Source organism: Stenotrophomonas sp. 71799_Sma (assembly GCF_056482505.1).
The window spans coordinates 1648546-1660670 of record NZ_CM151202.1; the positions used below are offsets into that span (position 1 = coordinate 1648546).

Consider the following 12125-nt stretch of genomic DNA (forward strand, 5'->3'; position numbering starts at 1 on the left):
GGGCCTCAGTTCCCGAGCCAGCGTCGCAGGCGAGGCCAGAGTGAGGCCGGCACAACCACGAGCAGTGCAAGCAGCAGGAGGGCGCTCATGCCGAGCAGCCAGTTCGAGTGGACGTCGCGCACGGGGGATTGATGCATGGCAGCCAAGCCCCATAGGACGTTCCACCCCAGCCATGGAATGAGGCTGATCAGGATCCGCAGCCACAGGCGGCGGAACCGCCATGGCTGCACAGCCAGGCCCAGCGCTGTCATTTCCACGAGGACGATCAGCGCGAACGTGATCACCGAGCCGATGGGATAGGGCAGTGTCCCGGACTCGGTGTGACGCAGTTGCCAGTAGTCTGGCTTGAAGCCGGCATGGATGAGCGCGGCAACCAGCAGTAGCCAGATGAGTGATGCCAGCAGCCAGAAGGAAGGGGGAGCACGGAATGCGATGGGCAGGGGCACGATGCAGGCGTTCGTCGCTGGCGGATCCTCAACCTTCCTGCATCGGCCTGCCGCAATCCATGCAAGAGATCCGAAAATGAAGCGGTGAAGCCCTCGGGTCCAGCGCCTTAAGGAACCGCAGTCGGGGTCTTCTTCCTGCCGGAAATGCGTCCCAGGACACTGACCAGCGACACCACGCACAGCGCCAGCAGCAGTCCCACGTCCAACAGCAGCAACCACAGCAGGTGCATTCCCTGCACCGGTGGTTGGTGCATCGCCGACAGCAGCCATGGTACCGACCAGGCCAGCAGCAGCACGAAGGCAATCAACAGGCGCAGCCACAGTCGCTTCAGTTTCCATGGCCGCACGATCAAGGCGGCCATGACCAGTTCAACCGTGCCCAGCAACGCGAACACGATGACAGTGCTGGTCGGGTAGGGCAGCTCGGCGCCTTCCAGGCGGTGCAGCAACCAGTAGTCCGGGGTGAAGCCGGCATTGACCAGCGCGACGATCAGCGCCAGCCAGGTCAGCGCGACCAGCAACCAGAACAGGCGGACGTAGCGTCTAGGCATCGGCGGTGTCCATGGCGGCGGGGAGGCGGTTGCGTGATGCATACCATGCGGAGATGACGATTGCGGCCAGTGCCAGCAGGCCGGGCCCGGCGGTGAAGTACAGCAGGCGCAGCGGATGGTTGTGCATCAGCGTCCAGCTGGCGAACGCCAAAGGAATCGTCAGGACCAGCAGCTTGGCAAACAGTGGCCGCAGCACCGCGATCAGCGGCTGGGCGCCAATGAACATCCAGAACAGATAAAACTGGGCGATGCCCAGGCCGATGTCGCGATGGGAGGTGAAGCCGAAATGGTCGCGATACCAGTTCATTCCCAGCGGAATCAATGCCCAGTACAGCAGCGCTACCAGCAGATGCAGCGCCAGGGCGATCAACAGGGGCTTGCCGCGAAGGAACATGGGCGCACGGGGCTGGGCGGGGCAGCGTACCCCAGTGCGGACGCCCGTGACCGCATGATGTGAAGACTGTTGACGGCGTGAAGGAATTTGGACACAATAGCGCTCCTTCGACGCAGGTCGAACGGAATCTGCGGGAATAGCTCAGTTGGTAGAGCGCAACCTTGCCAAGGTTGAGGTCGCGAGTTCGAGTCTCGTTTCCCGCTCCAGATTCTACAGGGCCCCGGTAGGGGCCTTGTTTTTCTCCCGCCACGGCAAGGCGGGGCACGTTGGGCCACAAGGCTTTACGCGCAGTCAGAAAAGTGAAATCGCTGGTGTGTGTTCCGGATTTCCGGTACCATGGCGGCTTACGCGGGAATAGCTCAGTTGGTAGAGCGCAACCTTGCCAAGGTTGAGGTCGCGAGTTCGAGTCTCGTTTCCCGCTCCATGTTCCGACAGGCCCCATCATGGGGTTTTGTCTTGTCAGGGCTCCGTTCCTGGCGCGCAGTACGTTGGCCTCATGGCAGAGTGGCTATGCACCGGATTGCAAATCCGTTTACAGCGGTTCGATTCCGCTTGAGGCCTCCAATTGAAAAGCCCTGACTCCGGTCAGGGCTTTTTTGTTTGTCTGGATGCCAGCTAACCTGCGTCCGGATCGATATCCGCTACAGCTTGGCCAGCGCCTGCACCGTGGCTTGGGTCAACGGCTGGGGCAGGGCATCCAGCGCGAACCAGCCCAGCCCTGTCTGCACACCCGGCTCCTGGATGGAGGCCTCGGCACCGGCAGGTGCCCGAGCCTCGAAGATCGGCGCGACCCAGTGCTGCGCAAGTGTCGGCTCGAAATGATCGGCCACGCACAGCAGGCGCAGCAGCGTCACTTCCAACGCCGTCTCCTCGCGAGTTTCGCGGACCACGGCAGCCTCCACCGTTTCCATCCAGTCGACTTTGCCGCCGGGCAGGCCCCAGTGCCCGCGCTCCGGATCGCGTCCGCGCTGGATCAGCAGGATGCGGCCGTCGGCATCACGGACGACGGCGCCGCATCCAACGCGGGGAATCTGAAGTTCAGTAATGGCGGAGAGTGAAGAAGGAGCTGTCTTCATTCTTGCATGCACGCCGTATCAGGCGAACCCGCGCTAGGCTGGGCACCTGTGCATCAGCAAGCTCACAGGTGTGTCGCATGCTTCTCCGGCAACTCGGCGCTGACGACGCCGATATTCTCTGGCAAGCACGGTTGCAGGCCCTTCGCGAGTCGCCTGCGGCGTTCCTGTCCACGCTGGCCGAGGCGCAGAATGACTCGGCGGACGTGATGCGCGCCCAGGTTGGCGATCCCAGCACGCGCTACTTCGGCACGTTCGTGGACGGCATGCTGGTGGGTTTCCTGCGTTACGTACGCCCGGTGCGGATGGCGCGACGGCATACGGCGGAAGTGCACAGTGTCCATGTGGGTGCTGGCCATCGAGGCCAGGGTATCGCCCGTCAGCTTCTTCTTGCCGCGTTCGCGGCTGCGCGCGCGGAAGGCATCGAATCGCTCACTCTCACGGTGCTGGCGGACAACGCCGCCGCGCGCGCGCTGTATGAATCGCTGGGTTTCACCGAATCCGGCGTCGAGCCGCGCGCGGTGAAGCGCGACGGCCGCTATGTGGACATGGTGTCGTACTGGATTTCAGTGACCAGCCACCCACCATCGCCGGCACCTTGAATCACCCGCTCTACGCCGGATCGTGGACCGGCATCTGCGCGCGGAAGTTGCGCCCGACTGGTTCACCCACGCTCAGGTAGTGGCGGAACAGATAGATCAACGGTTTCCAGTGGGCGACATCGATGTGCTGGGTGCCAGCCACGGTGATCGCTTCGTGCGCATGCACGCAACGGATCCGTCCTTCGACGATCACGAAGCCCTGACCGTCATCCTCGCCGGGCGGGTGCATCGCCATCACGCTGACTTCCACCTGCAGCGGGCACTCGGCAATCGCCTCTGGCGCGACGTGCGTCGAGGCGACCGCACTGAAGCCCCCCAGCGCGAACTTGTCGCGGACGTGCACGTAGCCCATCGCCTGTTTGGCAGTGGGCACCGGGTCGCAGCCTGTCGCGCGCGCGATGGCCTCGACCTGTGCGGCCTGCGCGGAGGATGGGAAGTTCAGTACGCACTCGTTGCGCAGCTGCAGGTTGCGATAGCCCTGACCCTGCACGCCGAGGCCCAGCACTACCCGGTTGCCCAGGGCCCAGAACGAAGACAACGGACTGATGTTGCTGCTGCCGTCGTCGTTCAGCGTGGTCATCAGCAACACAGGCGTGCCCGGGTACAGGACCGAAGGGGTGATGCGGCGGCGGGGAATCGGAGCGGTTTTCACGGCAGGCCTTGCACTATCGGGGTGGCCACTGTGCCGTGGCAGCGGGTGCCGACGCTTCGGCCTGCATCGAACTGTCGGCCTGCAATGGCGTGCCACAATGCGGGCATGGTCCACACCTCAGGTTCCCTTGTCAGCGTCGGTGCCCTGGTTGGCGACCAGGCGCGCGCATCCATGCTGCTGCAGTTGATGGATGGGCGTGCGTATACCGCGACGGAGCTGGCACGCGTGGCTGGGGTGACACCGCAGACGGCGAGCACGCATCTGCGCAGGCTGGTCGAGGGCGACCTGCTGGTCGCTGTCGCGCAGGGGCGCCATCGCTATCACCGGCTGGCCTCGCACGAAGTCGCCGACATGCTGGAGGGCATCCTGCGCGTTGCGGACCGCACGCCGTCCTGCACCGCTGAGGCATCACGCAGCATGCCGGCGTTGCGCCAGGCGCGTTCCTGCTACCGGCATCTGGCCGGTGTGCATGCGGTGGCGATTACCGACCGCTTGTTGCAGGCAGGGCACCTGGTCCCGCACCAGGCGCATTGGCAGGTGAGTGTGGAGGGCGCAGCGTTCCTGCAGGAGCTCGGCCAGCCGCTGGCTGAGCTGCTGCGGCTTCCCGTGACGGTCAAGCCTGCGCGCTACTGCCGAGGATGCCTGGACTGCACCGAGCGGCGCCCGCATCTGGCCGGGCTGGTCGGCGAGGCGATGCTGGACAGCTTCGTGAAGAACGATTGGCTTCGGCGGGTTGAGGGTCGACGCGAACTGCGCCTGACGCAGCCGGGGCGCGAAGCGCTGTGGACGCGGTTCGGCCTGGCGACATAAGGGCCCCTCCAGTCTCATTCGCCCACGACATGGCAAGGCGCTATGGTCGAGTTCCAAGTCTTAGGGAGCTGCAATGGCGAGCAAGGACATGAACGATCGCGGCACGCTGGCGGTATGCCGGCAATGAACAAATCTTCTGTGGAAGTACGTTGGCTGACGTTCCGGCTGATGAACGGCCAGTCGATCGGACCGGATCGGCTGAAGGATGGATGGGTGATTGCTTCGGAGACCCGCCACTGTGGCGTGCGGCGTGAAGCCATCGAAGGCGCGGGCGTGGTCTACGCGCTGTATGCACCGGCCAACCTGGCTTCACCGCGGCGCGCGGAGATGCGCATGCGCGAATTCCTGATGAGCTCCGGCTACACCTTCACCATGGGTACGCTGGGCGGCTGACGCCGCCCTTTTGGGGATTACGGGCGTACGGTCAGTGCCTGGCCGAGCATGCCGATCGGACCGCGCGCATCGTGCAGCACGGTGCTGGTCAAGCCGAGACCCTGGTGGCCAAACGACACCGACGTGTCGAAGCCCAGCCACTCGCCTTCGGGCATGCCGAACAGGTGCGCGGTCAGATCGAGGTTGGGGAAGGCGACCTCCTTCGGATCGGCGCGCACGGCCATGCCATTGGACAGATCGAACAGGGTGGCGGCACGGGCCAGCGGACTGACCGGCTCGCCGTCCAGCAGCGCGTGCTTCGCGCGCGCCCAGTAGGTGGCACGGCCGGGCCCCTGATCGTGTCGGCGGATCTCCACGCTCTTGATGAAACCGCCTGGCCAGACCGTACCTGGGTCCCACGCGGGCATTGATTCCGGCGGAGCAATGCCGGCGATCGGCGTGCCGGCGATGGCCTGCGTATCGTTCGGGCGCATCAGCCATGCACGCACGCGCAGCGCCGGGCGATCGTCATGGCGCAGCGTGGCTTCGACCAGTTCGATGGTGCGACCACCGCGCAGCACCTGTACGTCGGCCTCCATCGCTTCGATCGGAATGGTGCCGAGGATGTCGTAGGACAGGCGCGCGATCAGAAAACCGTGCCCACGCGCTGCGGCGTCGCGTTCCAGGTGGTGCGCCAGCAGCCCGATCGCAGGTGCGATGTGTTGTTCGCGGATGTTCCAGGCGCCGCCCGTGTGTTCGGTCGGCAGGTAGCGGGTGTCGCTCAGTCGTTCGAAGAAGGCCATCGTATGCGTTGTGTCAGCAGGGAGGGGAGGCGGCAGATGCTGCGCGGGTCCCTGCATCGTAAGCGTTTGGCAGCGTGGCCGGCTGAGCCGGCTCCCGCAGGAGCCGGCCGGATGCCGGTCAGGAGGACTGGCAATCCATTTCGCGGCACATCTTGTACTGGGCCAGGCATTCTGCGGGTGTCTTGGCCAGTGGGCCTGAGGTTGCGCGCAGACAATATTCGTACTGCTGGCTGCAGAATTCACAGGGGCCTGCGGCGAAGGCCAGCCCGGTCACGGCCATGCCAAGGAACATCACGGTCTTCAAGGTCGTCTTGATCATCACGTCAGTCCTTTGTGTGCCCGTCAATGGGCCCGGCCACCATAGCAGTCCTTATGGCGCGCCCCTGATGCGCTGCGACACGTTGAGCTCAACGCTGGATTGCCTTCAAGGCATCGACAACCTGTGCTTCAGAGAAGCCACAATGCCCTTCGCCCACCGGCGGCAGCACGCGCGGCAATGGTCGCGCGCCGGCCTGTGCGGCCATCTGCGGATACACCGCCTGCATGTGCGGCACGATGGTGGGATCGTTGTTGTTGAACTGGACCACCAGCGGTCGCTTCAACGCGCCGCTAAGTGCCAGCTTCGCGCGGACATCGGCCTGTGCCGCAGGCACGGGAGCGATGCGCTGCACGCCGGCATTGAACGCGGCGTCGTCACCGAATCCGCTGTACACCACACCAAGGTTGCCGGCCGGCATGCCGCCGCTGCGCGTGGCCAGTTCATGCAGGACCAGCGTGTGCAGGCTGATTGTCCCGGCCAGTGCATCCGGAGCGACCTGCAGTCGCTTGGCGAGCACGTCGGCATGCTGGGGATTCCGTTGCAGCGCGTCGGCGATGCCCTGATAGAGCACTCCCTGCGGCAGCACGGCCGCTTCATGCGAAGCCAGTCCGGTGGCCGGCAGGCCTGCAGCGTTGGGGAAGAAGTAATCGAAGGCGACCAGCGTGGTCAGCAGATCTGCGGCGATCTGTTCGCCACTGAGATTGGCACCGCACAGCGAGACGCCACCGGTGTAGTGCTGCGGGAAGCGTTCGAGGCTGGCGAGTGTCACCGCTCCGCCCATCGAGAATCCGAGCAGCCAGGTGTGGCGCACGCGCTTGAGTTCGCCCAGCGCGTGCTGGCGCAGGCGCTCCATGTCGGTGATCGCATCGGCCACTGCCCAGCCCTGGCTGGCGTAGGCACTCTGCGCGACTGCGTAGCCTGCGGACAGCAGCGTTGCGGTGCTGTCATTGGCGGTCATCGGCGTAGTGCGTGGCACGCCCACCGGCTCGTAGCCGTGCGCCAGCATCACCAGGTCGCCGTTCCAGTCAGCCGGCACGTCCAGCCGCCAGGGGGCGCCCTGCAGCTCGCCGCTGAGCATGCGTGGTGCCGTGGGTGGCGCGGCCAGCAGCGATGCCGCAGGCAGCAGAAGGCCGAGGGCGAGGGCGCATCGAAGCAAGGGTCGCATCGTGGTCATTCCATGCGGGAATGGCGCCGAGCATAGATCCCCGCAAAACCTTGCGCGCGCTGCACTGCCGCAGGGGATTGCCCGCCGGCCAGGCTGCGCTCTACGCTGGCGGCATGGTCCTGCACAGCACCGCGTCGATTATCCGCATTCCCCACGGGAAGGCGGGATAGCGCGCGGTCGCCACGGCCATGCAACCCGCCCGGGAAGGCGGGTTGCATGCGGCGCTCTCCCGGGTACTGGAATCCATCGAGGAGAACGCAGATGCATCATCTTTCATCGACCGACAATGCGCCGACCCTGCACCTGGTGTGCGGCAAGATCGGTGCCGGCAAATCCACCCTGTCGCAGCAGCTGGCGGCGCAGCCACGTCACGTGCTGATCAGCGAGGACGCCTGGCTGGCCGCGCTGTATCCCGACCAGATCCATTCCGTTGCCGATTACCTGCAGCGCGCGGCCGCGCTGCGCGGAGCGCTGATGCAGCATGTATGCGCAATCCTGCAGGTCGGCGTTTCGGTCGTGCTCGACGTTCCGTTCAATACGCGGGCCGCCCGTGCATGGGGCCGCGAACTGTTCGAGTCGGCCGGTGTTGCCCACCAGCTGCATTTTCTCGATGTTGCCGACGCCATCTGCAAGGCGCGGCTGCATGCCCGCAACGCGCGCGGCGAGCACCCGTTCCAGGCCAGCGACGAAGCCTTCGAGCAGATCACCCGTCACTTCGTGGCACCTGCGCAGGAAGAGGGCTTCGTGGTGATCCGTCATTCACAGGAGGCTTGAGGGCGCAGAGAGGGCGGCGTTCAGTCGACCATCTCGGTGGCGATTCCGATACGATCTGTCGCATTGAGCTCGCCTCGCTTGACCCGGAGTCCCGTCATGGTCGACCGTCTCGCCATACTGCTTGAACGCTTTGCGGTGACCGCTTCGGTATTCCATGCCGGTGCGCTGTGCGGCATCAACACGCTGGAGGGCGAAGACGAGGCGGGTCAGCTGCACCTGGTGCGGCGCGGGCCGGTGCAGGTCAGCCACGGGCAGCAGACCGTGCAGGTCGAAGTGCCGAGCCTGCTGCTGTATCCGCGGCCGATGCCGCATCGCTTCAGCACCGACCCGCAGCAGGGCGCCGACATGGCCTGCGCCAACCTGCATTTCGAGGGCGGCCGGCTCAATCCGATCAGCGCCGCGCTGCCTGATTTCATCTGCCTGCCGCTGGCCGATCTGTATGGCGGCAACGCGGCGCTGGAACTGCTGTTCGAAGAAGCGTTCGAGCAGCGTTGCGGGCGGGCGGCGATGGTCAACCGGCTGTTCGAGGTGGTGATGATCCAGGTGCTGCGCCAGCTGATGGAAGGCGGCGAGATGCGTGGCGGCCTGTTCGCCGGGCTGGGTCATCCGCGGCTGCGGTTGGCGCTGGTGGCGATGCATGAAGCGCCGGCGCAGGCGTGGACGCTGGAAGACCTGGCCGAAGTGGCCGGCATGTCACGCAGCGTGTTCGCCGCCAGTTTCCGCGAGGCGATGGGCACCACGCCGGGCCAGTACCTGCAGGGCTGGCGGGTGGGGTTGGCGCAGCAGGCACTGCGCCAGGGGCGGCCGCTGAAGCGGATTGCCGATGATGTGGGCTATGGCAGCGAAGCGGCGCTGTCGCGCGCGTTCAAGGCGCACACCGGGCAGTCGCCGCGGGAATGGCGGGGACAGGCCCGTGCCAGTGCGGCCTGAGCGTCAGCCGAGCACCAGCCGGGCCAGCTTCATCCCACCGAACAGGCCGGCCAGGCCCAGTGCCACCGAGCCGCCGGCATACAGTGCCGCCAGCCCATGCTGGCCACGCTGCAGCAGCAGGCCGATCTCCAGCGCATAGGTGGAAAACGTGGTGTAGCCGCCGAGGATGCCGGTGGCCAGCAGCAGGCGCAGCTGCGGCGAGGCGCCATTGCGCATCGCGAAGACCTCGACCACCACGCCCATCAGCAGGGCGCCGCTGACGTTGATCAGGAAGGTCGACCAGGGCCAGGGACTGCCGACGGCCACCCGCGCGCCGATCAGGTTGCAGGCATGGCGCAGGCAGGCACCGATGCCGCCTCCGACGAAGACCAGGAAATAATTGTTCAGTGTTTGCATGGCGTGCCTCGAATGCGGGTTCGCAGGGTCAATGGCGAACGCCGAGGGCAGGCACGACCTGCCGTCGACGAACACCGGGTTCGTCCTGGCAGGAGCCATCAGCCTTCTCAGGCGGTTATCGGGGGAGCCCCATCCCCATCGCGGTCCATGCTACCAGCGGCGGTGCATTCACGTCATCGAGGTCGTCAGCACGCGGGCGACCTTGCTGCGGCTGAAGCCATCCATCAGCAGTTCGAACGCGAGCAGATCCAACGCTGCATGGCGGCGATGGTCGATCTCCAGCCCGTTCTCGGCCACCAGGTGACTGACCAGCTCGTAGGCGTCCTGCCAGACATCCAGATGGGCCTGGCTGGGGATGTAGGCACTGCCAGGCTCACCGACGCCGAGCCCGCTGACCCCGTACAGCAGCTCGCGTGCGTCCAGCTTGGCCGCATCGGCGATGCGGAACAGCTGTTCGGCTTTCACGTGCGAGGCGCTCACGTGGTCGTTGAGCCAGTTGCTGATGGTTGCTGTCGTTGATTTGGCGGCGCGTGCCAGATCGGCCGGGCGTGGGTGCCCGGCCTTCTTCATGGCTGCCGCGAGTCGTTGGCCGAGAGTATTCATCTATGCAAGCCAGCTTAACGCGTGGATTGCGAAGAAGCCTTGTCGCAAGAATCAGTCTGGTTAACAGAAGGACCGACCGTGACCGAATTCTGGAGCAAGCGGCAGGTGCGCACCCGGCTGGGATTCCAGACCGATGCCGAACTGGCCCGCTTCTTTGGCATCAGCCGTTCCGCAGTGTCGCAATGGCCGAAGGATTTCCCGATTCCGGCCCTGCGGCAGTACATCCTGCATCAGCGCTATCCGAACCTGTTCCCCACGACAGAAGCGTCGGCGGGCGAATCCATCTGACTTGCGCCGCCTTTTGTCGCATTTAGCACGCTAAGCGCAATTTGCTAAGTATGCTTAGCGAAATAGGCAAGATCGATCGATCTGAGGGTCACAATCGGCGCAATCTACTGGAGTCATCGGTCCATGGTTCCCGCGGCCTGTCGGCTTCACCCCATCCGGGGGCCCCGGGGTCCCGTATGTGGTTTCGTGAACGATTAATAATTTCAATCGCGAAAGTCGCCGCATGTAATTGACCTGTCGTGAAATCTATGACTAATTGGAGTCAACCAGGCGTGAAGCCTGGGAGTCTTTCAGTAGCACGCAAGTGAGTCGGTAGACCGTCAACAATGCAGAACAAGTCCAACGGAGGTCGTATGGAATACGGCATGCATGGCTTGGCTGAACGGGTACGCCGCGAACTGGAAGCCAGTTACCACAAACACGGATGCGGTCCGGCGTTCTGGGATACCTACCAGCAGGTGCTGGACCGTCTGGTCCCGCAGGGGACCGAGCGTACCGAAGTCACCAACGAAATGGCGCTGATCATCGAACAGCTGGGCATCGTCCGGCGTGCGCAGCTTGTGCCGCCGCACGCCAGCGGGTCGCGTTGATTCAGAGCAGGCGCCAGGCGCCGCAGGCAAGCAGCGCCAGCAACAAGGACAGCAGCGCCAACGTCCGGGGTCGCCACAGGCGCTTCGGTTGTCCGGCCATTGCCTGCGGACTGCAGTAGCGCACCAGCGCCGGACCGAAACCGGCCCGGTGCTGCTGTTGTGCGCAGGCCTCCAGGCAGGCACCGCAGGCCAGGCAATCGGCGTGCGGTCCCTGTCGGATGTCCAGTTGCATCGGGCAGGCAATGACGCAGGCCGCGCAATCGGTGCAATCACCCAGACGGTCGGCGCTGAAGGTCGGCATCGGTCCAGCCAGCAGCGGATGCGCGGCGCGGAATACGTAGTCCTGCGCAGTGGTCGGGTCGAGCAGGCCGCGGCCACGGCCCAGCACCCCGCCGAGCCCGGATGGACGTGGCCCGCGCGGCTCACCGCGACGGGCGTCGTACAGCATGCGCGGCGTATGCGGATCGGTCAGCAGTGGCTGCATGCGTGCGAACGGGCACAGCGAACGGCAGACCTGCTCGCGCAGGAAACCGGCGTTTCCCCAGGTGGCAGCGGCATAGAACAGTACCCAGAACGTTTCCCAGCCGCTCCAGCCAGCGTTTGGCGCGGCGGCCAGCAAGCCGGTGATCGGGCTGAACAGGCCGACGAAGGTAATGCCGGTCCACACTGACAGCAGTCCCCAGGCCAGCTGGGTGACCGGGCGTACAGCAGGTGCCGGCAGCATGCGGGCCGCGCTGCGGGCGATCCAGTCGAAGGCGCGCCGCCACAGCGTCTGCGGGCAGGCATGGCCGCACCAGATGCGTCCGGCGAGGTGGGTAAGCAGCGCCAGGCCGACGGCCAGTACCGCCAGCAGGCCGATCAGTACGCCGACGTCTCCGGGCCACAGGGTCCAGCCGAACAGGTCGAATCGCCGCGCGTTGATGTCCAGCAGCAGCGCCTGGCGGCCCTCCCAGCGCAGCCACGGCAGTGCGTAGAACAGCGCCAGCAGGGCGGCGCTGAGCGTGCCGCGCCAGTGCCAGGGACGGGGAGTCCGGGTACATGACGTGCTCATCCCAGCGGCAGCTCGTCGTCGTCATCGCTCGGCATGGGCCGCTGCAGGTACCAGGTGACCGCGCTGGACAGTGCCGTCACCGACCAGAACATGAAGAATCCCGCCGTGTAACCCAGTTCGCGGCTGATTGCGGTGCCCGGGAAACTGATGGCCTGCAGGCGCAATGGATCGACGAAGGCGAAGAACACCACGCTGGCCACGCCGGCGGCGATGAAGCTGGGCCAGAGGATGGCGCCCCACTGCTGGATCAGCCGCTGGCGGCGGTTGGGAGAAGGTCTGTTCATGCTGTCCCGGATCGAAAAGTGG

General features: G+C 65.4%; 19 protein-coding genes, 3 tRNA genes and 1 riboswitch. Of the genes, 10 read left to right on the forward strand and 12 right to left on the reverse strand.

Going from position 1 to position 12125, the window contains the following annotated elements; genetic code table 11:
• Window positions 1–5: 5 nt before the first annotated feature.
• The 3 genes from ACZK4Z_RS07610 to ACZK4Z_RS07620 all read right to left on the reverse strand — a co-directional run bounded on the left by ACZK4Z_RS07610 (window position 6) and on the right by ACZK4Z_RS07620 (window position 1391).
• A complete protein-coding gene (locus ACZK4Z_RS07610; RefSeq protein WP_478451296.1) occupies window positions 6–446 on the reverse strand; it encodes a hypothetical protein in 441 nt (146 codons plus the stop codon).
• Between the two features lie 107 nt (window positions 447–553).
• Entirely contained in the window at window positions 554–997 is a 444-nt protein-coding gene (locus ACZK4Z_RS07615) for a hypothetical protein (RefSeq protein WP_478451298.1), read from the reverse strand.
• Entirely contained in the window at window positions 990–1391 is a 402-nt protein-coding gene (locus tag ACZK4Z_RS07620; RefSeq protein ID WP_180837480.1) for a hypothetical protein, read from the reverse strand. Before ACZK4Z_RS07620 ends, ACZK4Z_RS07615 begins: the two co-directional genes overlap by 8 nt.
• 130 nt (window positions 1392–1521) lie before the next feature.
• Between ACZK4Z_RS07620 and ACZK4Z_RS07625 the strand changes: the two genes are divergently transcribed.
• The 3 genes from ACZK4Z_RS07625 (at window position 1522) to ACZK4Z_RS07635 (ending at window position 1955) form a co-directional block, all read left to right on the forward strand.
• Window positions 1522–1597: transfer RNA gene (locus ACZK4Z_RS07625), tRNA-Gly, on the forward strand.
• Window positions 1598–1739: 142 nt separating this feature from the next.
• Window positions 1740–1815 (forward strand) — tRNA-Gly (locus ACZK4Z_RS07630).
• Between the two features lie 66 nt (window positions 1816–1881).
• Window positions 1882–1955: transfer RNA gene (locus tag ACZK4Z_RS07635), tRNA-Cys, on the forward strand.
• Between the two features lie 77 nt (window positions 1956–2032).
• Here the strand turns inward: ACZK4Z_RS07635 and ACZK4Z_RS07640 are convergent.
• The gene (locus tag ACZK4Z_RS07640; RefSeq protein ID WP_478451300.1) at window positions 2033–2467 is read right to left on the reverse strand and encodes an NUDIX hydrolase; all 435 of its coding nucleotides are present in this window, start codon (window positions 2465–2467) and stop codon (window positions 2033–2035) included.
• 77 nt (window positions 2468–2544) lie between these two features.
• Between ACZK4Z_RS07640 and ACZK4Z_RS07645 the strand changes: the two genes are divergently transcribed.
• Complete coding sequence (locus tag ACZK4Z_RS07645) at window positions 2545–3066, forward strand: N-acetyltransferase family protein (protein ID WP_478451302.1); 522 nt, start codon at window positions 2545–2547, stop codon at window positions 3064–3066.
• 10 nt (window positions 3067–3076) lie between these two features.
• On the opposite strand, the gene ACZK4Z_RS07650 is transcribed toward ACZK4Z_RS07645, so the two are convergent.
• The gene (locus ACZK4Z_RS07650; RefSeq protein WP_478451303.1) at window positions 3077–3718 is read right to left on the reverse strand and encodes a flavin reductase family protein; all 642 of its coding nucleotides are present in this window, start codon (window positions 3716–3718) and stop codon (window positions 3077–3079) included.
• Between the two features lie 105 nt (window positions 3719–3823).
• On the opposite strand from ACZK4Z_RS07650, the gene ACZK4Z_RS07655 reads away from it, so the two are divergent.
• Together ACZK4Z_RS07655 and ACZK4Z_RS07660 are read left to right on the forward strand one after the other, a co-directional pair.
• Window positions 3824–4528, forward strand: coding sequence for an ArsR/SmtB family transcription factor (locus ACZK4Z_RS07655; protein ID WP_049399948.1), 705 nt, complete (start codon window positions 3824–3826; stop codon window positions 4526–4528).
• Between the two features lie 123 nt (window positions 4529–4651).
• On the forward strand, window positions 4652–4921 hold the full coding sequence (locus ACZK4Z_RS07660; protein ID WP_478451305.1) for a hypothetical protein: 270 nt from the start codon (window positions 4652–4654) through the stop codon (window positions 4919–4921).
• 17 nt (window positions 4922–4938) lie between these two features.
• Here ACZK4Z_RS07660 and ACZK4Z_RS07665 read toward each other — a convergent pair whose 3' ends face one another.
• The 3 genes from ACZK4Z_RS07665 to ACZK4Z_RS07675 all read right to left on the reverse strand — a co-directional run bounded on the left by ACZK4Z_RS07665 (window position 4939) and on the right by ACZK4Z_RS07675 (window position 7187).
• Entirely contained in the window at window positions 4939–5703 is a 765-nt protein-coding gene (locus ACZK4Z_RS07665) for a thioesterase family protein (RefSeq protein ID WP_293792561.1), read from the reverse strand.
• A gap of 118 nt (window positions 5704–5821) precedes the next feature.
• A complete protein-coding gene (locus tag ACZK4Z_RS07670; protein ID WP_032128925.1) occupies window positions 5822–6022 on the reverse strand; it encodes a hypothetical protein in 201 nt (66 codons plus the stop codon).
• Between the two features lie 88 nt (window positions 6023–6110).
• Entirely contained in the window at window positions 6111–7187 is a 1077-nt protein-coding gene (locus ACZK4Z_RS07675; protein ID WP_125894738.1) for an alpha/beta hydrolase family protein, read from the reverse strand.
• 261 nt (window positions 7188–7448) lie between these two features.
• Between ACZK4Z_RS07675 and ACZK4Z_RS07680 the strand changes: the two genes are divergently transcribed.
• Both ACZK4Z_RS07680 and ACZK4Z_RS07685 read left to right on the forward strand, forming a co-directional pair.
• Entirely contained in the window at window positions 7449–7961 is a 513-nt protein-coding gene (locus ACZK4Z_RS07680) for a P-loop nucleotide/nucleoside kinase family protein (protein ID WP_478451308.1), read from the forward strand.
• A gap of 96 nt (window positions 7962–8057) precedes the next feature.
• On the forward strand, window positions 8058–8891 hold the full coding sequence (locus tag ACZK4Z_RS07685) for an AraC family transcriptional regulator (protein ID WP_032128928.1): 834 nt from the start codon (window positions 8058–8060) through the stop codon (window positions 8889–8891).
• A gap of 3 nt (window positions 8892–8894) precedes the next feature.
• Here the strand turns inward: ACZK4Z_RS07685 and crcB are convergent, their stop codons facing one another.
• Complete coding sequence (gene crcB / locus ACZK4Z_RS07690) at window positions 8895–9287, reverse strand: fluoride efflux transporter CrcB (RefSeq protein WP_032128929.1); 393 nt, start codon at window positions 9285–9287, stop codon at window positions 8895–8897.
• Window positions 9288–9369: 82 nt separating this feature from the next.
• Window positions 9370–9433, reverse strand: a riboswitch (Fluoride riboswitch).
• Between the two features lie 22 nt (window positions 9434–9455).
• Window positions 9456–9857 carry a transcriptional regulator gene (locus tag ACZK4Z_RS07695; protein WP_010486043.1) on the reverse strand — a complete coding sequence of 134 codons (402 nt, stop codon included), beginning with the start codon at window positions 9855–9857 and terminating at the stop codon, window positions 9456–9458.
• A gap of 111 nt (window positions 9858–9968) precedes the next feature.
• Between ACZK4Z_RS07695 and ACZK4Z_RS07700 the strand changes: the two genes are divergently transcribed.
• Both ACZK4Z_RS07700 and ACZK4Z_RS07705 read left to right on the forward strand, forming a co-directional pair.
• Window positions 9969–10178, forward strand: coding sequence for a helix-turn-helix domain-containing protein (locus ACZK4Z_RS07700; RefSeq protein ID WP_032128930.1), 210 nt, complete (start codon window positions 9969–9971; stop codon window positions 10176–10178).
• A gap of 353 nt (window positions 10179–10531) precedes the next feature.
• On the forward strand, window positions 10532–10768 hold the full coding sequence (locus ACZK4Z_RS07705) for a hypothetical protein (protein WP_032128931.1): 237 nt from the start codon (window positions 10532–10534) through the stop codon (window positions 10766–10768).
• 1 nt (window position 10769) lies between these two features.
• Here ACZK4Z_RS07705 and ACZK4Z_RS07710 read toward each other — a convergent pair whose 3' ends face one another.
• Both ACZK4Z_RS07710 and ACZK4Z_RS07715 read right to left on the reverse strand, forming a co-directional pair.
• Complete coding sequence (locus ACZK4Z_RS07710; protein WP_164080509.1) at window positions 10770–11819, reverse strand: 4Fe-4S dicluster domain-containing protein; 1050 nt, start codon at window positions 11817–11819, stop codon at window positions 10770–10772.
• Complete coding sequence (locus tag ACZK4Z_RS07715; protein ID WP_010486039.1) at window positions 11816–12103, reverse strand: hypothetical protein; 288 nt, start codon at window positions 12101–12103, stop codon at window positions 11816–11818. Before ACZK4Z_RS07715 ends, ACZK4Z_RS07710 begins: the two co-directional genes overlap by 4 nt.
• Between the last annotated feature and the right edge of the window lie 22 nt (window positions 12104–12125).